This window comes from Streptomyces jeddahensis, assembly GCF_001642995.1.
Classification (GTDB): Bacteria; Actinomycetota; Actinomycetes; order Streptomycetales; family Streptomycetaceae; genus Streptomyces; species Streptomyces jeddahensis.
In genome coordinates, this window is record NZ_LOHS01000061.1 from 26,347 (window position 1) to 50,988 (window position 24,642).

The following is a 24,642-nucleotide window of genomic DNA, read 5'->3' on the forward strand; positions in this document are numbered from 1 at the left end:
TGCTCCGGCCTGGGCTAACCCCGGTCCGGCCTGAGCAGCACCTCGCTGCCGATCGGGGTGAAGCCGCAGGCGAGGAAGGCACGCAGGGAGCGGGCGTTGCCCGGGGAGACCGCGGCGAAGACCGGTTCACCTTCGGGAACGAGGGTGAGGGCGTCGGCGAGCAGACCGCGTCCCCGGCCCCGGGCGCCGTCCTGGGGAGCGTGGAGTTCGATGCTCACCTCACGCCGCCCTGCGAGTCCGTCGGCCAAGGTGACCAGGCCGCGCTCGTCGCCGTAGACGCGGACGCGCGTGCGCACCTCGCGGGCGTGGCGGACGCGCGGGTGGTCGTCCGCGCCGGTCAGCACCGCCAGGCGCGGGGTGCCGCCCGTTCCGCGGGCGGTGAGGGTGGCGTCGATGACGCCGATCCGGCCGCCGGGGCCAGCAAGGCGGCGCAGGAAATCGGGGGCCAGGGAAGCGCCGAAGCCGTCCGGCTCCCCACCGCCCACCTCCCGGGCGCTCAGCGCGGTGGCGACGAAGGCGTGCCCCGTGAAGGCGACGGAACACTCCAGACCGCCCGGCAGGGGCGGCAGGACCGTCACACCTCCGTCGACCGGCGGGAAGCGGCCGTCGGCGGCGGCGGTGAAGTGGGCCAGCAGCGGATGCGGCTCAGGCACGGTCGGTCGCTCGGTGGGGCACGTGCGAGGTGAGGAAGTCCAGCAGCACGGCGTTGAAGCGCTCGGGCTGTTCGGCTCCCGGAAGATGCCCTGCCTGTTCGATGACGGCCAGGGTCGCGTGCGGTACGAGACGGCGGATGTCCTCGGCGGCGGCGACCGGGGTGTACACGTCGTCCGCGCCGACCACGATCAGGACCGGTGCCTCGACAGCGGCCAGCGTGTCCCGGTAGTCGGGCCGTTCGGCGCGTCCGCGCAGAGCGGCGGCGGCGCCCCGAGGGTCGGTGGCGCGCATCATGCCCAGGACGTGTGCGGCCACACCCGGCATGGCGGCGACGTTGTACGCGGCGATCATCTTGTCGATGACCTCGCTCGCGTAGCCGTCCATGCCCTCGGCGAGCAGCCGGTCGGCCAGGCGGTTGCGGAACTCCTTGCCCTCAGCGGTCTCGGCGGGCGCCGACGTGTCGGACAGGACGAGGGCCCGTACCCGCTGCGGATGCCGGCGCTGGAACTCCATGGCGATCTGGCCGCCCATGGACACGCCGCCCACCACGGCCCGCTCCACGCCCAGGTGGCCCAGGAGCGCGGCGATGTCGTCCGCGAAGTCGGAGAGGAACACCGTGCCGGGCGTGACGCCGCTGTCGCCGTAACCGCGCAGGTCCGGCGTGATCAGGCGGTATCCGGCCGCACCGAGCGCCGTGGCCTGCGGTGCCCACAGGCTGCGGTTGAACGGATGCCCGTGGATCAGGACGACGGGCGGCCCGTCCGACGGGCCCAAGTCGTCGTAGTGGATCGTGACGCCGTGCAGGGCTATGCGACTCATCCCCGGCACCCTAGTGCCATGATCGGCTAGGGCTCCAGCGAATTCCGGCACCCCGGGGCGGCTGCTCGAGCCGCGGCGCCGCGGGCGCCGGCCCGGGGCGCCGGGTCGAGGGCGTGCAGAGGCCCCGGGCGAGCGTACGGAGGCAGCCTCCTCTCGCCGCTCCAACGGGCTCCCAGAGAGACCGTCCCCGCGGTAAGGCCTGTCAACCGATTACGTACCTTTTGTCGGGGTAGACGAAAGAGCGACAAGCATTACTTGGAGGCCGCCATGATCGTGCTCGGCGTCATCTTGCTCGTGATCGGATTCGTCACCGGGATCAATATTCTGTGGACGATCGGAATCATCCTGGCGGCCATCGGCCTCGTCCTGTGGCTGCTGGGAACAACAGGTCATGCGGTGGGCCCCCGCCCCCACTACTGGTGATCTGCGTTCCGACCAGCGCAGCTGCCCGTCATCGGCTGCACATGGGCGTGGAGGAAACCCCGGCCTCCAGCAGGCCGGGGTTCGTCATGTCCTCGTTGGCGCAGGCCTGTTCGGCCATCGACCGCCACCGAGCCCGCGACTGCTTGGGTACGTCGGTGACGTCACAGCCCGTGGCATCCGCTCCGCCGCGGTCAGGCTGCGGGCTTCTCCCAGACCGAGACGTGCTTGCGGCTCTCGCTGGTGAAAGGGGCCCGGGACCAGTCCTCCCACCGGTCGCGCAGCCGTAGCCCGGCGAGCTGAGCCATCAGATCCAGCTCGGCCGGCCACACGTACCGGAACGGGATGGACCAGTGCTCTGCGTGTCCGTCGACGATCGTGACGTAGTTCGAGCTCATGGCCTGGGTGGCGACGTCGTAGGTGTCGAACGCCCACTGTGTCGGGCTGATGTGGAACGGTACGGCGTTCTGCCCGGGGGGCAGCCGCCGCAGGTCCGGCACCCCGACCTCGATGACGAAGCAGCCGCCGGGCCTGAGGTGGGCGGCGGCGTTGCGGAAGCAGGCCACCTGGGCGTTCTGCGTGGTCAGGTTGTTGATCGTGTTGAAGACGAGATAGGCGACCGCGAAGGTGCCCGCGACGCGTGTCGTGGCGAAGTCGCCGATCGTCACGCCGATGGTGTCGCCGCCTGGCTTGGCGCGCAGCCGGGACACCATGGCCTCGGACATGTCGATGCCGTGCACCGGGACCCCGCGGCGGGCGAGCGGCAGGGCGATCCTGCCGGTCCCGATGCCGAGTTCGAGCGCCCGGCCGTCGCCGGCGAGTCCGGCCAGCACGTCGACCGCGGGGTCCACGACGTCCGGCCGGAACATGTCCGCCGCCGACGCGTCATAGCCGGCCGCGACGCCCTCTCCGAAGTAGCCGTCCTTGTCGAGCATCCCCGGACCGTACCGCTCGAGGGCCCGCCGTCGCGCGGGGTTTTTTTGCCGGGGCCGGCGTCGCTCTGCCGCCGGCCCGGCAGGCCGGGGAATCACCACGCGGTGACCTGGTCCGTGCTCACGGCCGCGGTTTCCAGGGAGACCGGCAGACGGCCGCCGCCCGATCCAGCGCAGGGGCGAGCCGATCTGTTGCCGTGTGCTCCGCGTGGTTCGGTCGTTCCCACAGGGCATCGCGCGTTTGCACAGCACTGGTCACGGTCACTCGCCGCGGGAGAGCGGTCCTGCTCCGCCACGGAGGTCTCGGACGGATGTCTCGGACGGATGTCTCGACCGACGTCGGGGAGCGGGAAGACGTACCCAAGAAACCCAAAGAAACCCCAAGAAACACGGAGGAAGTGCCGTGAGCAGTGCGGACACAGAACGTGCCGAGGCGGCGAAGCTCCCGGAAGGTGACGTGGTGGGCATCCTGCTCGAGCAGCACGCCCGCATCCGGGACCTGTTCTCGGACGTGAAGAGTGCGGAGGGCGAGCACAGGCAGCAGGCGTTCGACGAACTGAGGGCACTGCTGGCGGTGCACGAGACCGCCGAGGAGATGATCCTGCGACCCGTCGCGCAGGACGTGGCCGGCGAGGCGGAGGCCGATGCCCGCAACCACGAGGAGCAAGCGGCGAACAAGGTCCTCGCCGACCTCGAGAAGATGGACGTCTCCGGCGCCGAGTTCGACGCCGCGTTCGCCAGGTTCGAGCAGTCCGTCATCGACCACGCGGAGCACGAGGAACGGGAGGAGTTCCCCTTCGTGATCCGGGACTGCGCCGAGGACAAGCGGAGGGGCATGGGCACGATGCTGCGGGCCGCCGAGAAGATCGCCCCGACGCATCCGCATCCTGGTGCAGCCGGATCTCCGATGGCCCAGTGGACGGTCGGGCCGTTCGCGTCTCTGGTCGACCGGACGAAGGACGCGCTGAAGGCCGCGGCGCCCGGCGGCTGATCCCGGGCCGAGACGGAGCGGCACGGCGCATGTGCACAGAACCTGGTGGCCGCGCTGGACGGCATGTACAGAGGTTTCTCCGGCGTACTGGGCGGGCGTACTCGGCCGGCCAGGAGCGGCCGCTGGGCGGTTACCTCGCGGCTCTGGCTGCCTTCGGCACGTACACGGGAGCCTGGGCTGCAGTGGTGCGCCGCCAGGGCCGGCCGCTGCCCGACCGGCCCGAACCGTGGGACGTGGCGCTGACCGCCGTCGCCACCTTCCGGCTGAGCAGACTCCTCAGCAAGGCACCGGTGACCAGCCCGCTGCGTGCCCCCTTCACGACCTTCGCCGGTCCGCAGGGCCCGGCCGAGCTGCACGAGAAACCGCGTACCGAGGGCGGCAGACAGACGGTGGGTGAACTTGTGTCCTGCCCGTTCTGCATGAGCGTCTGGATCGTTTCCACCCTCACCGCCGGCCAGCTGCTGTGGCCGCGTGCGACGAGGACGGCCATGGGCGCGCTGACCGCGCTGGCCGGGGCGGACGCGCTGCAATTGGCGTACAGCAGATTCGCCGACACGACCACATTCGCGGACAAGACCACATGACCCGACGGCCCGGTCAGCCATCCGCTTGGGCCGACGTGCCTTGGGTCGCGCTCATCGACCGGCTGGAGGCATCCTCGTTGTGCATGCCGGACATGGAGTTCGGTATCGACGTGGGTTGACCTGCGGCGACCGGGGTCGTTCGCAGGCCTCGGAAGGCGATCTCCACATTCGCCGTACCGTGCCACCACCCCTGTGGATCACAAGGGGGCGCTATGCACAGGGTGGACCTGGCCCGATGGGCTGACGAGGTTCTGACGGACCTGCCGGACGACGCGCGGGACGAAGTGTTCATGCTGATCGATGCGGTGGCTGACGTGCCCGGGCCATGGCCGGTGGGGATGTCTGCGGCGTTCGCGAGCAGCTGCTGGGTGACGTTCGTGGTCCATGGCGACGTGCTGGAGGTACTGGACGTCGGGTGGGCCGGCTGACGCCCGCCCCAGGCAGCGCGCCGTACGAACGCCTCACCGGCCGATCAGAACAGGGCCTCGAAGCCCTGTGGGGCGTACCGGTCCAGCAACCGGATCCGGGCCGCGTGCAGCCGGTGGGCGAGCACCTGCCCGACCCAGTGGCCGACCGCAGAGCCGAAGGCCGGATCGGCGTCCATCATCGTCCGCACGGCCAACGCGTCGAACTCATGGGTGCGCACCGGCGTCATGGCCTCCGCGCCCAGCTGCCAGACGTACGGGGCGAACAACCAGGACCAGCCGACCAGCTCACCGTGGCCCAGACTCTCGATGACGATGGTCCGCCCGCCCGGCACACGGAAGTCGAGGTTGACCGTGCCGGAACGGACGATCCAGAAACGGTCCGCGACGGCACCTTCCCGGAACAGGCGCGCTCCCTCGGCAAAATTCACCTCGCGGGCCAGTGCCATCAGTCGTTCCCGGTGGTCCGCCGACAAGGAGGCGGCGATCCGGGTGGGAGAAAGAGCATTCATGGTTGCCCTCCGTTCCCCAGTCCACCTCATGGTGCGTGAGACTCCATTGTCGCCCCGCGCGGTGCGGAGTGGGAAAGGAACGCTCAGGCCACCGCCGTGGCTCATGGCGGTCACAGCTCCCTCGCGAATGCGTCCTGGTACGCCGCCCTCCCTCCGAACACGTTGAGGCCGATGTGTCCATCGGTATACGTCGTGTCCGTCACGTCGATGATCCGCCTGCCGCCGAGGAACACCTGGATGCGGTCGCCCTCGGCGAGGATGCGGACCGGGTACGTCGTGCCGCGGCGGACCAGGGCCGGGACGCGGGCGAGGGCGGCGGCGTCGTCGAAGAACCCGTCGGCCTTGGCGACCAGGCGGATCACCCGTAGGTCGGGGTCGATGTTCAGGCAGTAGGCGTCGTTGCCGTCGGAGGAGGCGCGCCAGAGGAGGGAGAGGGCGCCGCCGGTGTCCGGGTCGGGGCCGCCGAGCCGTACCAGCGTGGTGAGGTCCAGATCCGTCGCCGTGCGCGCCGACATCGCGTTGGAGTCCTTGTCGAAGGTTCCGGAGTGGCCCGCGCTGTCGGTCGACCAGTGACCGGCTGGGATGATCGTCAACTTGCCGAGGTCCGAGCGGAATTCACCGCCGGTCGGAGCGGCCACCAGCGGCTTCACCCGGTCCACCAGGCGGTAGGTGCTCTCCAGCCGGTGCACCTTGAGCGACTCGACGTGCGCGGTGCCGCCCTTGGCGTAGAAGGCCATGCCGTCGGCATCGGGGTCGGGGAAGATCAGGCTCGTCACGGCGGCCCGGCCGTCGGCGCCGAACACCTCGACCGACGACATGTCCACGTACACGCGCAGGGTCACGCGGCCGTCGCTGGCCTTCATCGGCGCGGTCGTGCGGCCCGCGAAGTACTGGGTGAAGTCGCTCAGGCCCGATGCCGACCGGTCGACGAACAGCTGGTTCGCTTCGGCGTCGTATCCGACAGCCGTGTGCTGGTCGTCGTCGGCGCGGAGCCGGAAGCCGATCTCCGTGGCGGTGCCGAGGGTGATCTCGGCCTCGATCTCGTAGGCGATGCCGGTGACGCCCGCGAGCGGGTTCGCGGAGCCGGGGCTGACGGAGACGTCCTCGCGAGTGCTGGCCGGTGACGTGCGGAGCGCGGTCAGCTCGGGGACCGGGCGCTGCACCAGGCGGGCGCCGTCGGCGGTGTCCGTGAGGGTGAGTTCGCGGGGGATGCTCAGCTGGCCCTTCCAGGAGCCGGTCGGGGCGCTGAACGGGTAGTCCCAGTTGCTCATCCAGCCGAGCCAGACGCGGCGGCCGTCGGGCAGGCCGTAGAAGGACATGGCGGCGTAGTAGTCGCGGCCGGAGTCGGCGCGCAGGACCGTGCCCGCCATCTGGTCGGGGGCGAAGGACGTACCGTTCCAGTCTCCGGTGAAGTACTGGGCGGCCGAGCCGTTCGTGGCGCGTACGGCGCCCGTGCTCAGGGTGAGGACCCACTTCACCTTGTCCTCGTCGCCGTCGACCGGGAGCGGGAAGAAGTCGGGGCACTCCCAGACGCCCGGCGTGACCCAGTCGCCGTAGCCGAAGGAGCTGACGTGGGTCCAGGTGAGGAGGTCGGTGGACGTGAAGAAGCGGACGTGGTCGCCTCCGGAGACCACCATCAGCCACTGGTCGTGCTTCTCGTCGCGGATCACCTTCGGATCCCGGAAGGTCCAGCCGGCGTCGGGGCCGCCCGGGTTCTGCACGGCGGGGGTCGAACCGCCGTGCAGCTGCCATGAGCGGCCCTTGTCCTTGCTGTACGCGATGCGCACGCTCGCGTTTCCGCCCGGCTTGTCCGGGTGGTAGCTCGTGTAGTACGCGATCAGGCCCGAGCCGCCGTCGAAGAGACCGGAGGTGTCGTCGGTGTCGACGACCGCGCAGCCGGTCCAGCAGTGGCCGTACGCGTTCCAGGGCAGGGCGATCTGCAGGGCCTGCCAGTGGACGAGGTCGGTGCTGACCGCATGTGCCCAGCGGCCTTCGTCCTGGTGGAAGAGGTGGTACTCGCCGTCGTAGGAGAGCAGGCCGCAGGGGTCACTGGTGGAGCCGCTGAGCTGGGAGTAGTGGTACGTCGGGCGGTACGGCTCGGTGAAGTAGTCGGCGGTGCTGCGGACCTCGACGTTCTGGAAGTACGACGTCCCGTGCGCGGCCGCGGTGCCGACCGCCCCGCCCGTGGTGCGGGACACGCGGGTCCTGAGCGCCCTTACGCCGTCCACGTACAGCTCGATCGTCCTGCCCGTCGCTCGGGCCTCGACGCGGTACGTGCCGCCGGACGCGATGCGCCGGACGGGACCGGATGCGGACGCGAGGCGGGCGCCGGAGGAGCGGTCCAGCAGGACGACGGCGTTCCGGCCGGCGTCCAGGCGGGCCTCGTAGCCGCCGGAGCCGTTCGCGGACGCGCGCAGGACGAGGCCGGCCGAGGAGGAGGGGTCGCCGGGTGTGATGTCGGCCCTCGCCACCAGGTCCCCCTCGGTGAAGAGGGCCGTCCGCAGGCCGTTCTCGCCGCGGATGCCGCGCAGGTCGGGGGTCCAGGCCCCGGATCGGGCCGTCCAGCCCTGGACGCCGGTGACGAGGTCGGCGGCGGCGATGTTCTCGAAGGACACCGCGCCGGCCGATGCCGTGACGGCGAGTCGGCCCTTCACGTGGGACGAGTCCTGGGCGGTGATCACGGGGCTGTAGCCGTCGGGTGAGAGGAAGTTGGTCTGCCAGTGCACGCGCAGTTCGCCACGCTCGGCTTCGACGCGCAGGCGGTAGACCGCGTCGGCCTTGATGGTGGTCGCGTACGTGCCGAGGGTGACGTTGCCGTCGATGCGGTACAGCCGCAACCTGCCCTGGGCGGGGTCGACTTGGACGCCGTAACCGCGTGTGACCTTGGCGTCGGTGCGCACAAACAGCGACGCGACCGCGGAGGCGTCGTGCAGGAGCAGGTCGGCCTGGACCGCGGTGTCGTACGCCCGGGTCGTGGTGACGGCGCGGGCGGTGGCGCCCTGGGACGGGTCCGCGTGCCAGCCGAGCGAGGTCGCCGTCCAGCTGCCGCCGCTCGTGGTCCAGCCGGTGAGGTTGGTGGTGACCGCGGAGACGGAGAGCGGACCGAAGGTGACGGAGCCGCCCTGGGCGAGCAGGCCCACGGAGCCCATGTCGTGGCGGTGGTCCTCGGCGTGGAGGAGCCGCTCGCCGTCGACGTACACCGTGAGCTCCGGTCCGTCCACGGCCACTTCGAGGTCGTAGGGTCTTCCGGTCTGTGCGCCCGGCAGTGGCGCGGTGGCGAGTGTGTCGCCGGTCGCCAGTTCGTAGAGCCGTATGCGGGCGCGTTCCGGGTCGAGGGCGGCCGCGTATCCGGTCGAGCCGTCCAGGGCGGCCCGGAACACCAACGCACCCACGGCGGATCCCGATTCGGGCGTCATACGCGCCGTGTACGTGCCCTTGGTCGCGAGCTGCTGCTCGGACAGGGCGAGTGCGCGCTCGCGATGGCCGGGGGTCGCCTTCTGGCCGCCGTCGGAGGTGCGGCTCCAGGTTCCGGTGACGGGGAGGGGGTCGGGGACAGGGGTAGGGGCCGGGGTTGATGCGCGGGCGCTCGGGGTGGCGGCTTGGGCTGCGGGGAGGCCGGTTCCGAGGGGCAGGAGGGCGGCGGCGGTGCCTCCTGCGAGCAGGAGGGTACGGCGGGACACGCTCATGGCGGCTCCTGAGGGAAGGGCAGGGAAGGGTGGGCCACGGCCCGGGCGTCGTCCGCTCCGCGGGCCGTGGCCGGGTGTACCGGGTGTACCGGGTGTACCGGGTGTACCGGGTGTACCGGGTGTTCCGGATGTACTGGGTGTCAGACCGTCACGGCCACAGCGGCCGGGGGTCCTCGGGGAACGCCGACGCCATCTGCCAGGCGTCGAACCGCTCCAGGCTCACGTCGCCGTCGGCACCGATGCCGACGCCGACCGCCTCGTCGGGGCGGGTGGGGTAGATGCGGGCGGTGAGGGGACGCCCGTTGGCGAAGATCTCCAGTGCGGAGTGGTCGACGAGGACACGCAGGTCGACCCGGCCGTCGGGGTCCAACGGCAGCTCGCCGTACCGAGGTTCGGCGTCGACCGCCGGGTCGAGGCTGCTGGTCTCGCGGTGCAGGCGGAGGGTGCCGCTCGCTCCGTCGTGGGTCCGGCTCACCTCCACGACCGTGCGCTCCGCGCCGTCCGGTGTCTCGCGGACCACGAGCCGGGCGGTCGCTCCGGGGGCGAGGCGCAGGGTCGTCTCGATGTCCAGCTGGTCTCCGCGCACCGGGTGCAGCCGGGTGTACGGGTCGGTCAGCGGGCCCGCCGCCACCTCCACGCGCTCCCGCCGCAGCTGGGTCAGTTCAGGCACCGGGGCCTGGGCCAGCCGTCCGTCCGCACCGCGCGTGACGACCCTCGGCAGGGACATCACACCGCACCAGCCGGCCTGCGCGTTCGCCTCGTCCGTCCGGCCCTCCTGGAGCCAGCCGAACATGATGCGGCGGCCGTGCTCGTCGCGGGTGGACTGGGGGGCGTAGAAGTAGCGTCCGCCGTAGTCGAGGCGGTGGACGGCGACGGGGGTGAAGGTGTCGCCCTTATAGCGGCCGGTCCAGTACAGGGGGTGGTGGGTGGTGCCCTCGTCCCAGGCGGAGAAGACCAGGACGTCCGTACCGTCGCCGATGCCGAACAGGTCGACGCACTCCCACATCGTGCCGGTCCAGTCGAGCTCGCCCCGGTTCTGCGAGGCGTCGCCGGTCAGCAGGGGACCGACGTACCGCCAGGTGCGAAGGTCGTCCGACTCGTACAGGAAGGCCGTGCCGCCGACGCCTCGGATGCCCGAGCCCACCAACTGCCGCCACACCGTGCCTTCACCAGAGCCCTCCCGCCACACGCAGTGGTCGCGGAAAGCAGTGATGTCGATGCCCTCGGGCGGGGCGGTGATGACGGGGTTGGCCGGGTCCTTGGTCCAGTACCTCAGGTCCGCCGATCCCCTTGCCACACAGGGGAGTTCACGGTCTCTGTGCCTGCCGGAGTAGACCAGCGTGGGTACGCCTCCGTCGTCGACGAGGACGCCGGACCAGCAGCCGTCGCGGTCGGGGCCGTCGGTGCCGGGGACGAGGGCGACCGGTTCGTCGGTCCAGTGGACGAGGTCGGTGCTGGTGGCGTGGCCCCAGTGGATGCGATGGTGGGCGGGGGCGAGCGGGTTGTACTGGTAGAAGAGGTGGTAGACGCCGTTCCAGTGGGTCAGCCCGTTGGGATCGTTGAGCCAGCCGCCGGGCGAGGTGAAGTGGAAGTGGGGGCGGTGGGGGTCGCGCAGGGCGCGCTCGGCCAGCCCCTCGGCGACGGGAGTGCCGGAGGGGAGGGTGAGGTCGTGGGTCATGCGGCGGTGGTCTCCGCTTTCTCGGTGTCTTTCGCGGTGTCATGGGTGGCCTCGCCGGCAGGCCTGTCGGTGGCCTTGAGCACGCGGCGGGCGATGTCGGAGGCGGGTGCGCGCAGGTGGCAGCGCACCCAGTGGGGCTGTCCCTGGTCCTCGCCGACGATGTGACGGACGGGCTCGGTACGGCTGCACGTGCCGTCGGCGCCGTACGGGCAGGACGTGGGGTTGAGGATCTCCTCGCGGAGCCGGGCACGCTCGGCCGGGTCGTAGCTCCCGGCCTGCTCGGGGTCCGGTACGGCGGACAGCAGTAGGCGGGTGTAGGGGTGGGCGGGGGCGTCCATGACGGCCAGTGCGTCGCCGCCCTCGACGAGTTCGCCGGCGAACATGACCATCGTGGTGTCCGCGAGGTAGCGCGCGGAGCCCAGGTCGTGCGTGATGTAGAGCATGGCGATGTCCCGCTCGTCGCGCAGGCGCCGCATCAGGTTGAGCACGCCGACGCGCACGGAGACGTCCAGCATCGACGTCGGTTCGTCGGCCAGGATCAGACGCGGCTCGACCGCCAGCGCACGGGCGATGGCGACGCGCTGACGCTGGCCGCCGGAGAGTTCGTGCGGGTAGGACTGGAGCATGTCCTCGGTCAGGCCGACCGTAGTCATCACCTCCCGCAGCGCCTCGGTTGTGGCCGGGTGGCCGTGCAGGACGAGGGCCCTCGTGAGGAAGTGCTCGATGCGGTGGACGGGGTTGAGCGAGCCGAAGGGGTCCTGGAACACCATCTGGACCTTGCGGCGGTACGCCCGTGACGCCCGGCGCCGCTCTGTGCGCAGGACGTCCTCGCCGTCGAGCAGGACCTGTCCCGCGGAGGGCTGTTCGAGGCGGGCGAGGCAGCGGGCGATGGTGGACTTGCCGCTGCCGGACTCGCCGACCAGGGCGGTGATCCGGCCGGCGGGGAGGTCGAAGGAGACGTCGTTGACGGCTCGGACGCGGCGCCGGGAGAAGACGGTGCCCACCTGGAAGTCCTTGGTCAGGCCCCGTACGGACAGCAGGGGTTCAGTCATCGGGAGGCTCCTTCAAGACTGCGGGCCACCCAGCGGCCGGGCGCGACCTCGCGCAGGTCGGGGATGTTCATGGAGCAGTCCGAGCGGTCCTCGGGACAACGGACGTGGAAGCCGCAGCTGTCGGCGGTGCGCGGGGCGTCGAAGAGGCCGGTGAGCTCCCGGCGCGGACCGGTCAGCGGCGGGAAGGCGTTCATCAGCGCCTCGGTGTACGGGTGGAGCGGCTTGGCGAACAGCTCCTTGGCGCCGGCGAGTTCGACGATCCGTCCGCCGTACATCACGCCCATGCGGTCCGACAGCTCGACCATCAGGGACATGTCGTGGGTGATGAAGAGGATGGAGAAGCCCAGCTCCCGCTGGAGGTCGCGGATCTGCGCCATGATCTCCTGCTGCACGACGACATCGAGCGCGGTGGTCGGCTCGTCCATGATCAACAGTCGGGGGCGGAGCGCTACGGCCATGGCGATGACCACGCGCTGGCGCATACCGCCGGACAGCTGGTGCGGATACGCCTTCAGCCGCCCCGGGTCGATGCCCACCAGCTGAAGCAGCTCGCCCGCCCGCTCCCGCGCGGCCCGCTTCTTCATCCGCTCGTGCGTGGTGAAGATGTCGACGATCTGCTCGCCGATGGTGAGGACAGGGTTGAGGGAGTTCATCGCCGACTGGAAGACCATGGCGATCTGCCGCCACCGGAAGGCACGCAGCTCACGTGCGTCCAGCGCGAGGACGTCCCCGCCCTGAAAGCGGATGCTGCCCGCGGTGATCTCTGCCGGGGGCTTCAGCAGCCGCATCACCGCGTTGGCGATGGTCGACTTGCCGCAGCCGGACTCACCGGCGAGACCGAAGATCTCACCCGCGCCGATCTCGAACGACACGTCGTCCGCCCCCACGACCGTACGGCCGTCGCCGCGGTACTCGACCCGGAGGTCACGCACCTCAAGTACGGGGTCCATGACTCAGCCCCTCCTCTTCTTCACGGAGCGCAGCCTCGGGTTGGTGATCTCGTCGACCGCGTAGTTGACCAGCGCGAGCGCGAAGGCAACCAGCGCGATGCACAGCCCGGAGGGAACGAAGGCCCACCACGTGCCGGTCATCAACGCGCCGTCGTTGCTCGCCCAGTACAGGTTGGTGCCCCAGCTGACGACGCTGCTGTCCCCGAGGCCGAGGAACTCCAGGCCGGCCTGGGCGCCGATGCCGAAGATCACGCAGCCGAGCAGCGTGGTCATCACCACGGACGCCATGTTGGGCAGGATCTCGCGGAACATGATCCGCAGGGGGCGTTCCCCGGTGACGACGGCGGCGGCCACGAAGTCCTTGCCCCGGATCGACTTGGCCTGCGCCCGCAGTACCCGGGCCGAGCCCGCCCAGCCAGTGACGACGAGCACCAGGATCACGGTGGAGGTCCCGGGCGGCAGGAACGCGGCCAGGATGATGAGCAGAGGCAGCCCGGGCAGCAGCAGAAAGACGTTGGTCGCCAGGGTCAGCGCGTCGTCCACGATGCGGCCGAAGTACGCGGACGCGAGGCCGACGACGATGGCGACCGCGGTCGCCGCGAGCCCCACGGTGAACCCGACGAAGAGGGAACTGCGCGCGCCCCACAGGGTGAGGGCGAGCACGTCCTGTCCCTTGGCGGTCGTACCGAGCCAGTGTGCGGCCGAAGGGGCCCGACTGCCCGTGGAGTTAATGAGTGACGGGTCACCCGGGGCGAGGACGGGAGCGAGCACGGCGAGGAGCGCGAAGAGAGCGAGCAGCGTCAGCCCCGTCAACGCCTTCCTGTTGTCAATGAGCTGGCGCAGGAGTCCGCGCCGGCGAGCCGGACGCGCCGGGGTTGTCGGGGTGGTGGCCGTCGCGATCTCGATGGCGGTCATGTCGGCAACCTCCTCAGTGGACGCGGACGCGCGGGTCGAGGCGGACGTAGACGAGGTCGACGAGGAAGTTCGCGAGGAGCACCGCCGCCGTGATCGTCAGGAAGATGCCCTGCATCAGCGGGTAGTCCAGGCCCTGGACGGCCATCAGCAGCTGGTAGCCGATGCCGGGATAGGCGAACACGACTTCAGTGAGCAGGGCACCGCCGACGACGAAGCCGAGTGCCATGCCGAAGTTGGTCACGGACGGGAGCAGCGCATTGCGAGCGGCGTAGCGGAACATGATCCGTGAAGGGCTGAGCCCCTTGGCCTCGGCCATCGTGATGTAGTCCTCGGCCGCCGTGGCGATCATGGTGTTGCGCATGCCGAGCATCCAGCCACCGACGGAGACCAGCACGATGGTCAGCGCGGGCAGCACCAGGTGGGTAGCGACGTTCGAGAGGAACTCGGCGTCGAATCCGGGGGCCAGACCCGCGTCGTAGGCGTGCCGCAGCGGGAACCAGCCCAGGCTCACCCCGAACAGGTACAGGGCGCCCATCGCCAGCCAGAAGTACGGGAACGAACCGACGAAGATCAGCAGGGGTGGGAAGGCGGAGTCGAGGGCGCCGCCGCGCCGCCAGGCGGCGACGATACCGAGCAGATTGCCGACGACGGCGGCGATGACGAGCGCGACGCCACCGAGCAGCAGGGTCCAGCCGATCTGCGAGCCGATCACGTCGGAGACCGGGGTCGGGAAGCGGGTGATTGAGATGCCGAGGTCGCCGGTGAAGACGCTCGTGACGTAGGAGACGTACTGCTCCCAGAGGGGGCGGTCGTCCAGGCCGAAGAGTTTTTGCAGCTGGGCTATCTGGTCGGGCTGCATCGTGCCCTGGGCCTGCGCGAACATCCGGGAGACCGGGTCCCCCGGCATGAAGCGCGGGAGGACGAAGTTCAGGGTGATGGAGGCCCAGAAGGCGAGCAGATAGAACCCCAGGTTGCGCAGGATCAGACGCACGGGTCGTGCTCCCTGTCAGTGGGGGGGAACGGTCATGCGGTGTGCGGGGCGGCCGTCCGGGGAGGAGGACGGCCGCCGGTCCGCGGGGCGGCGTCAGCCCTTGACGGGCTTCAGCGACGTGAGCACGAGGATCGTGCTGCCGTTGCGGTTGCCGAGAGTGGCGTACGGGTTCTTCTCGGTGGGCCAGCCGGTGAAGCGGGCGTCCGTGTACGCGCCCCACTCGGGGCCGGTGAACAGCGGCACGACGGGCGCCTCCTCGTCGTACAGCTTCTGCAGGCCGTTCATCTGCTCGCGCTGCGACGGCTCGTCCGGGGCGGCGGCGAAGCCGTCGATGAGCTTGTCGGCCTTCTTGTCGCCGTAGCGGTGGTAGTTCTCGGTGGCCTTCTCGCCGACGGGCTTGACCATCACGGTCGACATCACACCGCGGAAGTACTCGTACGGGGTGGCGCCGTTGTTGCTCCACACGATGCCGGTGTCGAACGTGCCCTGCTCGTACGAGTTCACCACGGCCGACCAGTCAGGCGTCTTCACTGTGGCGGTGATACCGACCTTCGCGAGGTCCTGCTTGATGATGTTGGCGACCGAGATCCAGTCGGAGGAGGCCGAGCCGACGGAGATGTCGAGCGTGAAGGGCTTGCCGTTCTTCAGCAGCCGCTTGCCGCCGCTTTCCTTGTAGCCGGCCGCGTCGAGGGCCTTCGCCGCCGCGTCGGTGTCGTACTTCGTCCAGGTGCAGGAGGCCGCGAGGGACGTGTCGCGCCACTTGTCGTAGGTGCGGGCCAGACCCGTGCAGTCGGCGGGTTCGGCGTAGCCGTTCATCGCGACCTTGGTGATCTGGTCGCGGTCGATCGCCGTGCTGAGTGCCTTGCGCACAGCCGGGTCGTTGAAGGGGGCCTTGGTGGTGTTCAGCTGCCAGTTGATCATGGCGCCGGTGGCCGGGAACCAGTAGTGGTTGTGCTTCTTGTCCTTGGCGACGAAGGACTTCTCGATGTCCGGGATGAACGACTGCGTCCAGTCCACCTCGCCGTTGGTGAAGGCGACGTTGGCGCTGTCGTTGCCGGAGAAGGCGAGCATCCGGATGCCGGCGATCTGCTGCTTGGCCGGCTGCCAGTAGTCAGGGTTCTTGTGCAGCTCGTACGACTGGCTCTGGAACTTCTCGATCTTGGTATACGGGCCGGTGGCGACCGGGTTCGGGTTGGTGAACTTGGCAGGGTCCTTGACCTTGGACCAGATGTGCTTCGGCAGGATGTAGTGGCCGCCGATCTCGAAGAAGGCGGGCGAGAAGGGCTTGTTGAAGGAGAACTTCACCGTGTGGGCGTCGACCGCGGTGACCTTGTCGAGGTAGTCGAAGCCGCCCAGGACCTTCTTCTGGAGCTGGAAGGTGTAGACGACGTCGTCGGCGGTGAGCGCCTGGCCGTCCGACCACTTGACACCCTCGCGCAACGTGAAGGTGAGGGACTTGCCGTCCTTGGCCTGCTCCCACTTGGCGGCGAGCCACGGTGTGTCCTTGCCGTCGGCCATGCTGTGCACCACCAGCGGCTCGTACACCGCCTGCAGGGTCATCGGGGCGGCCTGCGGGGAGAGCGGGTTGAAGTTGCGCGTGAACGTCGCCAGGTCCTCGCGCGGGATGGTGAGCAGCTGGTTGCCGGAGGTGTCACCGGCGCCGGCGGCGCCCGAGCCGCCCGTACAGGCGGACAGGAGCAGGGTTGCGGCGGCCGTCGCGGTGACCGCTCTCAGGACGGGCCGCAGCCGCCGTGAGGGTATGGAGGGTGCCATAATGGAGACTCTTTTCCTCTCTTCAACACAGGACGAAGACGGGGATGGGATTACTCGGCGGACTGATTCGCGGTCAGACCGACGAGCGTTCGAGCAGCGGGCAGTCGATCGTCACCCGGTGGGTGTCGAGCGGCTGCCCCGCTGCGAGAGCGGCGAGCATGTCGACGCCCTTGGTGCCCATGGCTTCGAAGGGCAGAGCGAGCGTCGTCAGCTTCGGCCGCAGATAGGCGGCGATGAGTTCCTGGTTGTCGAACCCCACCACGGCCACGTCGTGCGGGATGCGCAGGCCACGTTCCTTGATCGCGTCGTACGCGCCCATCGCCATCCGGTCGTTGCCGCAGAACAGCGCGGTGGGCCGGTCGGCGGCCGGGCGGTCCAGCAGTTCGCAGGCGGCGGTGTAGGCGCCGTCGGCGGTAGCCCAGCCGGGGATGACGAGGGAGGGGTCGGGGGTGATCCCGGCCTCGCGCAGGGCACGTTCGTACCCCTCACGCCTGCCGATGGCGGCCGGGATCGCCGGATCGAGGTTGATGAACCCGACGCGGGTGTGCCCGGCGTCCAGGAGCCGGCGGGTCGCCCGGTATCCGCCCGACACCTCGTCGGGCAGGATGCACGGCAGCTCCCCTTCCGCGTCGTAGCAGTTCACGAGCACCGTCGGCACCTCGCGGGCGGCCTTCGGCAGGCTGACGGCCCGGTGCCAGGTCGTGGCGTACAGCAGCCCTTCCACGCGGTGCTCCAGCATCTGGTCGAGCGCGGCGGCCTCCTGTGCGGGGTCACCCTCGCTCGCGGCGATCAGCAGGAACCTCCGGTCGCTCCAGGCGCGGCTCTGCGCTCCTGTGATCACCTCGGCCGCGAAGGGGCCGGTCACGATCTCGGTGATCAGCCCGAACCACCCGCTGCGGTTCGCCGCCAGGGCCCGCGCCCCGGCGTTGGGCCGGTAGCCGAGCTCGTCGATCGCCTCCAGGATCCGCCGACGGGTCTCGTCGGGGATGGCGGCGCCGGGCTTGTCGTTGAGGACGAAGGAGACGGTGGTCCGCGAGACACCCGCACGGCGAGCCACATCGCTCATGGTCACGCGCTGCGTCTTGTTCGTGGCCACTTTCGGGTCCCTTCGGCCGTCCGGAGGCGCGACATCGCCTTCGGTTTCGCGCTTTAATAACGCGCGTTAGTTCCGTGTTGCACGGAAGTTACGTCCGACTTGAGCGGCATGTCAATACCTCGGCATGACGGCATCAGGCCACGGGCCCGGTGTCCTTCGCCGGTACGTATGCGCGGGAGCGCGGCGCAGGGTGGCCGCTCGCAGGCGGCCAGCGACCCGGCTGCCGCCCGACTGGCCGCCACCGGATTGTCCTTCAGCGCCATCGGCCACCGCCTGCGACTGTGGTGATGCCGTACCGCCCGCGCCCGTACCCGCGCCGCGAGCGAGCCCTGCATTGGCTCATCCGTCGCGGCTGCCCGGCGCCGTCGCCCCCATGCGGCGCTCAGCAGTAACACCCGACGTCGGTGACTTCGAGTATGTTGCCGCGTGACATGTACTCGACCCAGCACTGCTGGCCGAACGCCGCTGCCGTCACCCCTCGCGCCGGGGCCGGGGCCTCGGCCACAGCGGCAATGATCATGATGATCTCCTTACGCGCGTCGTCCGGGACGTCCCACAACACGTCGGCGGCGCGTTGGATCAATTCCACTCGCATTGCACACCCCTTGGCAGGAGCAGAGTGGTACGGCGGAGCACCCAGGACCCGCTGGACCTGCGGCCAACTACGACCAGAGTCGCTCGGCCTCTGTGCGCATGTACAGAGGCACAGCTGTAAAGAGGCACAGCAAAGCCCCCGGCACACGGTGCGGGGCGCACGCCTCTCTGCGGCGCCGCCGTGTCCTGAGGCCGGTGCCGGCTGCCGCCCGGGTTCCGCCGTGCAGTTGCCGAGGTGCGCGGCGGGCCCAGCACGCGCGAACGTGCACGGCTCGCCATGTCGCAGCGACGCAGCCGTGGCGAGGGCCCGAGGCCTGGTCCCAAGGTCGCTGTGGAGTTGGTTCCGTCGGCCGATGCTCGCCCCGGACATGGGGGCGAGCATGAGGGCTGTTCGATCGAGCTGAGGCGGGAGTGCGGATGGAACAGGTGGACTGGATCGAGGTCCCAGCCGGGCTGCTGCATCGCGGTACGCCCCTTGAGGAGGTGGCGCAGGTGGCCCACCGCTATGCCGACACCGGGGTGCCGGTGGAGTGGTACACGAAGGAAGCCCCGCGCACAGAGATCCACGTCCCGGCATTCCGGATCGCCCGAACCCAGGTCACTGTCGGCCAGTGGATACTCTTCGCGGTGGCCACCGGCAGGCCCGTCCCGCAGGCACCGGCGGACCACCCGGTCATCGGAGTCGCCTGGGAGGCGGCAACTGCCTACTGCCGGTGGCTCGGGAAACAGCTCGGCGGCCTTGACGTGCGGCTGCCCACGGAGGACGAGTGGGAGCGCGCCGCCCGTGGCGACGACTGCCGAGAGTTCCCATGGGGTGCGCAGTACCGCACCGGCCTGGCCAATCTGGTAGACCTCGGCATCGGCACCACGATGCCGGTCGGCTCGTTCCCCGGGGGCGCGAGCCCTTTCGGTGTCCTGGACATGGCGGGCAACGCCGACGAGTGGACCTCCACCCTCTACGCCCCCTACCCAGGCGCTCCGCTCGAGGTGCCGAGCGTCGAGGACTGGGCCTTCGATCCGCACGTCACCCGAGGCGGCGCCTTCTGCCACGATCGGGATCTGGCACGGTGTGCCCGCCGGCACGGCGCCTACATGCAAGACTTGGCGGCCATCGGCGTGGGCTTCCGCCTGGCTGCATCGGCCGAGTGAGAGGGGTGCCGCGGTCCCTGGTGGTCTCGTCTGTCCACGGACAGTGGGACGTGCCGGAGATCAGCGCTTCCTCGGACTGGCCGGCCCACCCGGACGAAGCGGATGGGCCGGTCTGGGCCGTGGCCGATCTGATACCCGACTGCGTCAGCGCCTTTGACCCGTTCGCCCGACGGCCCACGAGTCTGCCGGTTACGGCGTTACCGCATTGCCGCCGAAGGTGACGACGAGGCGGCCGTCCGTGGCGAAGGACCAGCCCAGGGCTCCGCTGTAGGAGGAGCAGCGGGAGCCGTTCGTGCCGGACCAGAACTGGTTCGAGCTGTCGGCGTTCCCGATGATCCGGTCGTTGGTCCCGCTGCTGCTGCGGCATGAGGTGTTGTTGCGGAAGACCGAGGTGCCGGCGTCGAAGTTGAAGTTGCGTTCGGTGTTGTCGATGCTGACGTTGTTCGAGATCGTCATCGTGCCCGGGTTGCTGTTGTAGGTGAACCCGTGCTTGCCGTTGTCGACGGCGAAGCTGCGCTGGACGACGTGGTTGACCGGAACGTCCTCGCCGCCGAGCTTGTAGCCGTTGCGGTCGCCGTTGCCGGCCTGCGAGCCGTCGCTGAGGGTGCCGTTCTCGTAGGAGAGGGAGTCCTCGATGGTCACCGGGCCGATGGGGTCCTCGTCGGCGTAGGTGTACAGGTCCCAGCCGTCGTCGATGTTGTTGTGCGCGACGGCGTAGCGGAAGACGTTCCCGGTGCCGGAGGTGAGCTTCGCCGCGAAGCCGTCGGCGTCCTCACCGTCGGAGTCGGCGTTGTCGTGCGATTCGGCGCTGAGGATGAGGTTGTTGGACGGCCACTGGCTGGTCGGGGTGGTGGAGGAGATCCGCCCGAGTTGCAGGCCCGTGTCGCGGTTGTAGCGCGTCACCGTGCGCTCGATGACGTTGTTGCTGCCGCCGACGAAGATGCCGTTGTCCCCGGCCCGCTCGACGACGATACCGTAGACATGCCAGTACGACCCCATCACCTGAAGTCCGCGGTTCGACGAACCCTCGCTCTGCGCCGAGAAGTTCAGCACCGGCTTCTCGCCCGGGTAGGCGGACAGCTTCGTTCGGGCACTCGACGTGCCGTTGTTGCCCACCGGGATGGTGACCGTCGACGAGTAGTTGTACGTCCCTCCGCGCAGGTAGATCGTGCCGCCGGAGGAGATACGGCTGATCGCCGAGGTGAGTGTCGTGGGGGCGGACTGCGTTCCGGCCGCGCTGTCGGTTCCGTTGGGCGCCACGTATAACGCGTTGCTCGACGGCGGTGTGGTGGTGTCGCTCACCTCGACAGCGAGGTAGTCGATGTTGGGGAGGCCGGCCGAGCTGGTGGGGCTGATCCGGATGGTGTTGCTGCCCGAACTCACCGGCACCGTGAGCGTCTTCGTCGTCCACGACTCCCATGTGCTGGTGCTCTCGAACGACGCCGACGTGGCCGCCGAGCCGTTCACCGTGACGTCCGCGGGCCGAGCGGTGGTGGTTCCGTTGGCGAAGCGGACCGTCAGTGTCGCCGTGCCCGAGGCGGGCGCGTTCACCGTGAACTGTGCGTAGGCGCCGACCGCGTTGGTGCCGTTGCAGAAGCCACTGCCGGAGTAGCCGGCCCAGTCGGAGTCGATGGTGCCGGTGCAGACCGCCGGTGAGTTCTCGGCCTCGTAACGGGTGCTTGCGGCCTGCGCCGTGGTGCCGGACAGCGCGACGAGTGTGCCGGCCAGGAGGCTGACGCAGGCGATGACGGGTCTCGGTTGCATCGTTTTTCTCCAGGGGGTTGGGGGGTTGGGTTGTCTGACCAGGGGTTCGGTGAACGGCTCTTCCGTGCCCTCTTCCCAGAGGTGACAGCGCGGGGGCGATCGGGCCTGGCGCCTGGAGAGCAGATGCATGGGGCTGACCCCTTTCAGCGGCGGCTCCAGCTGCGACGTCCGGCCGGTTCGACGACATGAACGGCGGGACAGTCGGACATCGCAGCCGAGGGATGGGGATCGGGAAAGCGCTTTCTCGGGACCGTAGGGGCCTTGCTGTGAACGCGTCAATAGACTCGTACTTGATTCTTATTCACGGACATGAACGACGGTTGGGATGGGTGGATCGTCGTCGCGTTGGGTCAGGCTCGGGGCGGGCGGCGGGTCGCCGCCGGGGCGAACTGGTACGGCGGCCGGGTCGGCTGCTGCTAATCCAGGCCGCCTGTCAGTGGCCGCGCTATTCTGCGCAGGTCCGACCAATTGCCCCGTTCCGGGAGATTCTCATGGTCTCGCGACTCAACCCGTATCTCAGCTTCGGCGGCGATGCCCGGCAGGCGATGGAGTTCTACAAGGAGGTGTTCGGCGGCACGCTGACGCTCAACACCTTCGGCGAGTACGGCCAGCAGGGCACGCCGGAGGCCGACAAGATCATGCACGCCATGCTGGAGACCCCCAGCGGCTTCACCCTGATGGGCGCCGACACCCCACCGGGCATGGAGCGCACAGCGGGCAACAACTTCTCGGTGAGTCTCAGCGGTGACGGCGACGCCGAGCTGCGCGGCTACTGGGAGAAGCTGTCCGCCGGCGGCTCTGTGTCCGTTCCGCTGGAGAAGCAGATGTGGGGCGACGTGTTCGGCATGTGCACGGACCGCTTCGGCGTCCCCTGGATGGTCGACATCATCCAACCACGGACCTGAATGAAGCCATCCGCGGTGACCCGGTCGGCTGATGCCGCATCAGGCGACGTCCGCTCTGCCGTGGCGGAAGCGTTGCGGCCGGATGGCGATCTCCGACCGGCGCATGGGGGGCGATGCATGGACCAGCAGGTGAGCCTGGTGACCTTGGGCGTCCAGGACTTCCGCGTACAGCAGCGATGTACCTACCAGTCGGCCGCACCCCGATCGCGCCGCGTCCCGCAGTGACATCCGTCTTCTGGCCGGCGGTGGGCACGGTGAGGTAGTCGGTGTAGCCGGTTTGCCGCCGACCCTCGGGTCCGGCGAAGCCGACGTCGACGGCCCTTGCGAGCGGTGGCGAAGTCGGTCATCGTGGCGCGGATGTCCTCGGCGGTCAGCTCTCGGGGGCCACGGGCTCCTGTCGCCCGGTGTGCGGCGGAGAGGCCGAGGAGGAGTCGGAGCCGGTTCCGGCTGAGGCGCGCTGTTCTTCGGGGCCTGCTCCGGTGCAGTACGGCACCGGAGCAGAACCCGCCCGACGTACGTCAGGTCAGTGCAGGTCCTGGACCGCCGGGTCGGTGAAGCCGACGGCGAAGACCGTGCGCAGGGACGAGGTCGTCGAGCCGTTGTAGCCGTAGCAGGCGTCCAGCGTGCTCGTCGGCGTGTGCTCGTCGTACCGCGGGTCGCTCGGGCTCCAGCAGATGCCCTCGGTCAGCCCCCACAACTCGTCGACCTGGGTCGTGTCGAGCTTCGGCCAGTAGCTCAGGGCCTGCGGCGGCCCGGCCGCCCAGTTGCCCCCGGCCGCGCAGGTCGTCCCGGCTCTGGTGTCGCCGATCCATGTGTGGGAATACACGCCGGGCTGGGTGCCGCAGCCCTTGTGGAAGGCGAAGTTGAGCACGCCCTGGTCGTCGGTCCAGGTCATGCCGCCCTGCAGCCCCCGGTAGCGGGAGGCGGCGTAGGCGTCCTGGATGACGGTCTTGCCGCCGGACATGTTGAGGAGCCCGGGGTAGGTCGAGGAACTCGTCGGGTTGAGCTGGTAGCGCACCACGCGGCCGCCGTCGACCCCGCCGTACCACTCGCCGGTGACCAGCTTGTACGGGCTGCCGCCGGTCTTGTCGAGGGAGAGCCAGGAGTAGCAGAGGTGGTCGGGGTCGAGGGTGCCGGCGTTCGCGTCGGAGTCGCACGCGGTGGGTGTGCCCGACTGCTGGTAGTAGTGCACCTCGGGCAGCACGTACGGGTAGCCGCACGCGCTGGAACGGCCGCCGGTGATGCCGTAGGTGTCGACGCCGGAGCCGTAGTCGTCGACCTTGGCGAGCTTGTTGATGTCGAACACCCGGATGCCGTGCGCGGTGTCCGTGACGTAGATGTAGTTGGCGTACCAGACGATGCCACCGCCGTGGCCGGTGACGAACTTGAAGTTCGACGCGCTCGACGAGGTGCTGGTCGGCTCGGCGAGCAGGACGTGGCGGTACTTGCCGGTGTCGCGGTCGATGAAGGTCAGCTTCAGCAGGTTGTCCGTCTTGCAGCCGCTGGAGGTCTCCCCGGACAGCGTCTCGTAGTGCCAGGAGACCGCGGCGACGTGCTCGCCCTGGATCGCGCCGTCGCCGCCGTCGGCCGTGCCGGTGGTGCTCAGGCCCTGCGGGTACCAGTGCTGAGTCGTGTCGTCGGCGTGCGCCGAGGACCAGCACCAGGCGACCTTGGTGGTCACCGGCGGCAGTGCCTCGGTCTCGTTCCCGGAGCAGGCCCGCATCGAGCGCAGGTTCAGCCAGGAGTCGGTGGCGCCCGACGAGTTCGTGGTGTAGTTCGTGGTGATGACGTCCGTCAGGCTGGCGTGGTCCGTCAGGTAGTTGGTGTAGAGGTTGTTCGTCGCAGCGGCATAACTGGTGTCCGTCATCTTGAACTGGTCGCCGCTGAGCGTCAGTTGCGTCACCGTGGGTGTGTCCGCCGCCGTCGCCGGCTGTCCCGTCAGCCCGGCGAACAGGGCGGCTACGGCCACGACCACGGCCAGTCGTCTGAATCTTCGTATGGGCGCCACGCGCACCTTCCATGAAGTGGACCGAGGCATGTCTCGTCTGGAACATGCCAAATGCGTAAAGCGCGTAGATCATAGGTGTGGAATGGCGCCGGGCGCGGGGTTGTATTCGCACATTTGACCTAGAGTTTGTGATGATCCGTTGGAGCCTGCGACCGGAGGCGCCGAACTCATGTGGGTGGCAGCCGGGCGAGGCGGGCAGCCGTACGTTGCCGACGTACAGGTCGGCGGTGACGGAGGCGCGCAGCGACATCGTCTGCGCGCGTCCTTGTGCAGTGGACTTGGCCCGCGCGTCGAGGCCGAGGCGCCGGCCAGGTCGAATTCCGCGAGAAGTTGTCGCGGAATGAGCGACAGTTCACGGCTCCTGGCGTCCCGGGCTGCGCAGGTAACGGCCGAACGACGCACCGGCGTCGACAGCGCATCGAGGTCGGAGCGCCCGGCGTATGAGCTGCGTCAAAGGCGAGCGGGCCGCCGTATGGGAGCCGTTAAGGGTGGTCGAAACCGGGCGGTGCGCGGGCTTTCCTGAAGCGGTCCGATCCATTCGATTCGAACCTCATCCAGGAGTTCACGATGGCCGACCTGGCCTTCGTCGTCGCCACGATCGCGGTGTTCGCGCTGGTGGCTCTCGTCGCCAAGGGGGTGGCGAAGCTGTGACCGCCGAGAACATCGTCGGCCTGGTCGTGGCCGTCGCTCTGCTGGGCTATCTCGTCCTCGCCCTGATCTTTCCGGAGAGGTTCTGAGCCGCGA

Annotated in this window: 22 protein-coding genes; 7 read left to right on the plus strand and 15 right to left on the minus strand. The window is 69.5% G+C overall.

The features are described 5' to 3' along the window. Positions 1 to 14 precede the first annotated feature (14 nt). Together STSP_RS09955 and STSP_RS09960 are read right to left on the minus strand one after the other, a co-directional pair. Positions 15 to 653, minus strand: a complete 639-nt coding sequence (locus tag STSP_RS09955) for a hypothetical protein (protein WP_067274913.1) — start codon at positions 651 to 653, stop codon at positions 15 to 17. Further along, on the minus strand, positions 646 to 1,473 hold the full coding sequence (locus STSP_RS09960) for an alpha/beta fold hydrolase (RefSeq protein ID WP_067274915.1): 828 nt from the start codon (positions 1,471 to 1,473) through the stop codon (positions 646 to 648). Before STSP_RS09960 ends, STSP_RS09955 begins: the two co-directional genes overlap by 8 nt. 267 nt (positions 1,474 to 1,740) lie before the next feature. Here STSP_RS09960 and STSP_RS39555 point away from each other — a divergent pair, with 267 nt between their 5' ends. After that, positions 1,741 to 1,896 carry a DUF6131 family protein gene (locus STSP_RS39555; protein WP_198547303.1) on the plus strand — a complete coding sequence of 52 codons (156 nt, stop codon included), beginning with the start codon at positions 1,741 to 1,743 and terminating at the stop codon, positions 1,894 to 1,896. A 191-nt stretch (positions 1,897 to 2,087) separates the two neighbouring features. On the opposite strand, the gene STSP_RS09965 is transcribed toward STSP_RS39555, so the two are convergent. Further along, a complete protein-coding gene (locus STSP_RS09965; RefSeq protein ID WP_067274918.1) occupies positions 2,088 to 2,828 on the minus strand; it encodes a class I SAM-dependent DNA methyltransferase in 741 nt (246 codons plus the stop codon). Between the two features lie 400 nt (positions 2,829 to 3,228). Here STSP_RS09965 and STSP_RS09970 point away from each other — a divergent pair, with 400 nt between their 5' ends. From STSP_RS09970 to STSP_RS09980, 3 genes are all read left to right on the plus strand, one after another. Next, the gene (locus tag STSP_RS09970) at positions 3,229 to 3,816 is read left to right on the plus strand and encodes a hemerythrin domain-containing protein (RefSeq protein WP_067274920.1); all 588 of its coding nucleotides are present in this window, start codon (positions 3,229 to 3,231) and stop codon (positions 3,814 to 3,816) included. 29 nt (positions 3,817 to 3,845) lie between these two features. After that, positions 3,846 to 4,400 (plus strand): DUF1360 domain-containing protein, encoded by a 555-nt coding sequence (locus tag STSP_RS09975; RefSeq protein WP_067274922.1) that lies wholly within the window; start codon positions 3,846 to 3,848, stop codon positions 4,398 to 4,400. 212 nt (positions 4,401 to 4,612) lie between these two features. Beyond that, positions 4,613 to 4,828 (plus strand): hypothetical protein, encoded by a 216-nt coding sequence (locus STSP_RS09980; RefSeq protein ID WP_067274925.1) that lies wholly within the window; start codon positions 4,613 to 4,615, stop codon positions 4,826 to 4,828. A gap of 44 nt (positions 4,829 to 4,872) precedes the next feature. On the opposite strand, the gene STSP_RS09985 is transcribed toward STSP_RS09980, so the two are convergent. The 10 genes from STSP_RS09985 to STSP_RS10030 all read right to left on the minus strand — a co-directional run bounded on the left by STSP_RS09985 (position 4,873) and on the right by STSP_RS10030 (position 18,073). Further along, positions 4,873 to 5,337, minus strand: coding sequence for a cyclic nucleotide-binding domain-containing protein (locus STSP_RS09985; protein ID WP_067274928.1), 465 nt, complete (start codon positions 5,335 to 5,337; stop codon positions 4,873 to 4,875). A 110-nt stretch (positions 5,338 to 5,447) separates the two neighbouring features. Then, complete coding sequence (locus tag STSP_RS09990; RefSeq protein ID WP_067274931.1) at positions 5,448 to 9,023, minus strand: GH32 C-terminal domain-containing protein; 3,576 nt, start codon at positions 9,021 to 9,023, stop codon at positions 5,448 to 5,450. A gap of 148 nt (positions 9,024 to 9,171) precedes the next feature. Continuing rightward, the gene (locus tag STSP_RS09995; RefSeq protein ID WP_067274934.1) at positions 9,172 to 10,701 is read right to left on the minus strand and encodes a glycoside hydrolase family 32 protein; all 1,530 of its coding nucleotides are present in this window, start codon (positions 10,699 to 10,701) and stop codon (positions 9,172 to 9,174) included. Next, positions 10,698 to 11,753 (minus strand): ATP-binding cassette domain-containing protein, encoded by a 1,056-nt coding sequence (locus STSP_RS10000; RefSeq protein ID WP_067274937.1) that lies wholly within the window; start codon positions 11,751 to 11,753, stop codon positions 10,698 to 10,700. Before STSP_RS10000 ends, STSP_RS09995 begins: the two co-directional genes overlap by 4 nt. After that, positions 11,750 to 12,703 carry an ABC transporter ATP-binding protein gene (locus tag STSP_RS10005; RefSeq protein ID WP_067274940.1) on the minus strand — a complete coding sequence of 318 codons (954 nt, stop codon included), beginning with the start codon at positions 12,701 to 12,703 and terminating at the stop codon, positions 11,750 to 11,752. The genes STSP_RS10000 and STSP_RS10005 overlap by 4 nt, the downstream gene beginning before the upstream one ends. Positions 12,704 to 12,706: 3 nt before the next feature. Further along, positions 12,707 to 13,618 (minus strand): ABC transporter permease, encoded by a 912-nt coding sequence (locus STSP_RS10010; protein ID WP_067274943.1) that lies wholly within the window; start codon positions 13,616 to 13,618, stop codon positions 12,707 to 12,709. Between the two features lie 13 nt (positions 13,619 to 13,631). Continuing rightward, entirely contained in the window at positions 13,632 to 14,609 is a 978-nt protein-coding gene (locus STSP_RS10015) for an ABC transporter permease (RefSeq protein WP_067274945.1), read from the minus strand. A gap of 93 nt (positions 14,610 to 14,702) precedes the next feature. Continuing rightward, positions 14,703 to 16,382 carry an ABC transporter substrate-binding protein gene (locus STSP_RS10020; RefSeq protein ID WP_067274948.1) on the minus strand — a complete coding sequence of 560 codons (1,680 nt, stop codon included), beginning with the start codon at positions 16,380 to 16,382 and terminating at the stop codon, positions 14,703 to 14,705. A 73-nt stretch (positions 16,383 to 16,455) separates the two neighbouring features. Next, positions 16,456 to 17,478, minus strand: a complete 1,023-nt coding sequence (locus STSP_RS10025; protein ID WP_078067036.1) for a LacI family DNA-binding transcriptional regulator — start codon at positions 17,476 to 17,478, stop codon at positions 16,456 to 16,458. 382 nt (positions 17,479 to 17,860) lie between these two features. Then, positions 17,861 to 18,073 carry a hypothetical protein gene (locus tag STSP_RS10030; RefSeq protein ID WP_067274951.1) on the minus strand — a complete coding sequence of 71 codons (213 nt, stop codon included), beginning with the start codon at positions 18,071 to 18,073 and terminating at the stop codon, positions 17,861 to 17,863. 416 nt (positions 18,074 to 18,489) lie between these two features. On the opposite strand from STSP_RS10030, the gene STSP_RS10035 reads away from it, so the two are divergent. Continuing rightward, positions 18,490 to 19,221: a formylglycine-generating enzyme family protein gene (locus tag STSP_RS10035; RefSeq protein ID WP_067274953.1), complete on the plus strand. Its 732-nt coding sequence runs from the start codon at positions 18,490 to 18,492 to the stop codon at positions 19,219 to 19,221. A gap of 189 nt (positions 19,222 to 19,410) precedes the next feature. On the opposite strand, the gene STSP_RS10040 is transcribed toward STSP_RS10035, so the two are convergent. Continuing rightward, positions 19,411 to 20,985, minus strand: coding sequence for a carbohydrate-binding protein (locus tag STSP_RS10040; protein WP_067274956.1), 1,575 nt, complete (start codon positions 20,983 to 20,985; stop codon positions 19,411 to 19,413). A gap of 491 nt (positions 20,986 to 21,476) precedes the next feature. Between STSP_RS10040 and STSP_RS10045 the strand changes: the two genes are divergently transcribed. Then, on the plus strand, positions 21,477 to 21,890 hold the full coding sequence (locus STSP_RS10045; protein ID WP_067274959.1) for a VOC family protein: 414 nt from the start codon (positions 21,477 to 21,479) through the stop codon (positions 21,888 to 21,890). A gap of 523 nt (positions 21,891 to 22,413) precedes the next feature. Here the strand turns inward: STSP_RS10045 and STSP_RS39560 are convergent. Further along, a complete protein-coding gene (locus STSP_RS39560; protein ID WP_232789572.1) occupies positions 22,414 to 23,898 on the minus strand; it encodes a hypothetical protein in 1,485 nt (494 codons plus the stop codon). A gap of 647 nt (positions 23,899 to 24,545) precedes the next feature. Between STSP_RS39560 and kdpF the strand changes: the two genes are divergently transcribed. Then, positions 24,546 to 24,635, plus strand: coding sequence for a K(+)-transporting ATPase subunit F (kdpF, locus tag STSP_RS10055; protein ID WP_016434100.1), 90 nt, complete (start codon positions 24,546 to 24,548; stop codon positions 24,633 to 24,635). The last annotated feature ends 7 nt before the right edge of the window (positions 24,636 to 24,642 follow it).

Coding starts and splice junctions, on each gene's coding strand:
- STSP_RS10005 (WP_067274940.1), bottom strand. CDS start 12,703: ATGGACCCCGTACTTGAGGTGCGTGACCTCCGGGTCGAGTACCGCGGC.
- STSP_RS10035 (WP_067274953.1), top strand. CDS start 18,490: ATGGAACAGGTGGACTGGATCGAGGTCCCAGCCGGGCTGCTGCATCGC.
- STSP_RS10040 (WP_067274956.1), bottom strand. CDS start 20,985: ATGCAACCGAGACCCGTCATCGCCTGCGTCAGCCTCCTGGCCGGCACA.
- STSP_RS09965 (WP_067274918.1), bottom strand. CDS start 2,828: ATGCTCGACAAGGACGGCTACTTCGGAGAGGGCGTCGCGGCCGGCTAT.
- STSP_RS10045 (WP_067274959.1), top strand. CDS start 21,477: ATGGTCTCGCGACTCAACCCGTATCTCAGCTTCGGCGGCGATGCCCGG.
- STSP_RS10030 (WP_067274951.1), bottom strand. CDS start 18,073: ATGCGAGTGGAATTGATCCAACGCGCCGCCGACGTGTTGTGGGACGTC.
- STSP_RS10000 (WP_067274937.1), bottom strand. CDS start 11,753: ATGACTGAACCCCTGCTGTCCGTACGGGGCCTGACCAAGGACTTCCAG.
- STSP_RS09975 (WP_067274922.1), top strand. CDS start 3,846: ATGTGCACAGAACCTGGTGGCCGCGCTGGACGGCATGTACAGAGGTTT.
- STSP_RS09990 (WP_067274931.1), bottom strand. CDS start 9,023: ATGAGCGTGTCCCGCCGTACCCTCCTGCTCGCAGGAGGCACCGCCGCC.
- STSP_RS09960 (WP_067274915.1), bottom strand. CDS start 1,473: ATGAGTCGCATAGCCCTGCACGGCGTCACGATCCACTACGACGACTTG.
- STSP_RS39555 (WP_198547303.1), top strand. CDS start 1,741: ATGATCGTGCTCGGCGTCATCTTGCTCGTGATCGGATTCGTCACCGGG.
- STSP_RS09980 (WP_067274925.1), top strand. CDS start 4,613: ATGCACAGGGTGGACCTGGCCCGATGGGCTGACGAGGTTCTGACGGAC.
- STSP_RS10010 (WP_067274943.1), bottom strand. CDS start 13,618: ATGACCGCCATCGAGATCGCGACGGCCACCACCCCGACAACCCCGGCG.
- STSP_RS09995 (WP_067274934.1), bottom strand. CDS start 10,701: ATGACCCACGACCTCACCCTCCCCTCCGGCACTCCCGTCGCCGAGGGG.
- STSP_RS10020 (WP_067274948.1), bottom strand. CDS start 16,382: ATGGCACCCTCCATACCCTCACGGCGGCTGCGGCCCGTCCTGAGAGCG.
- STSP_RS09985 (WP_067274928.1), bottom strand. CDS start 5,337: ATGAATGCTCTTTCTCCCACCCGGATCGCCGCCTCCTTGTCGGCGGAC.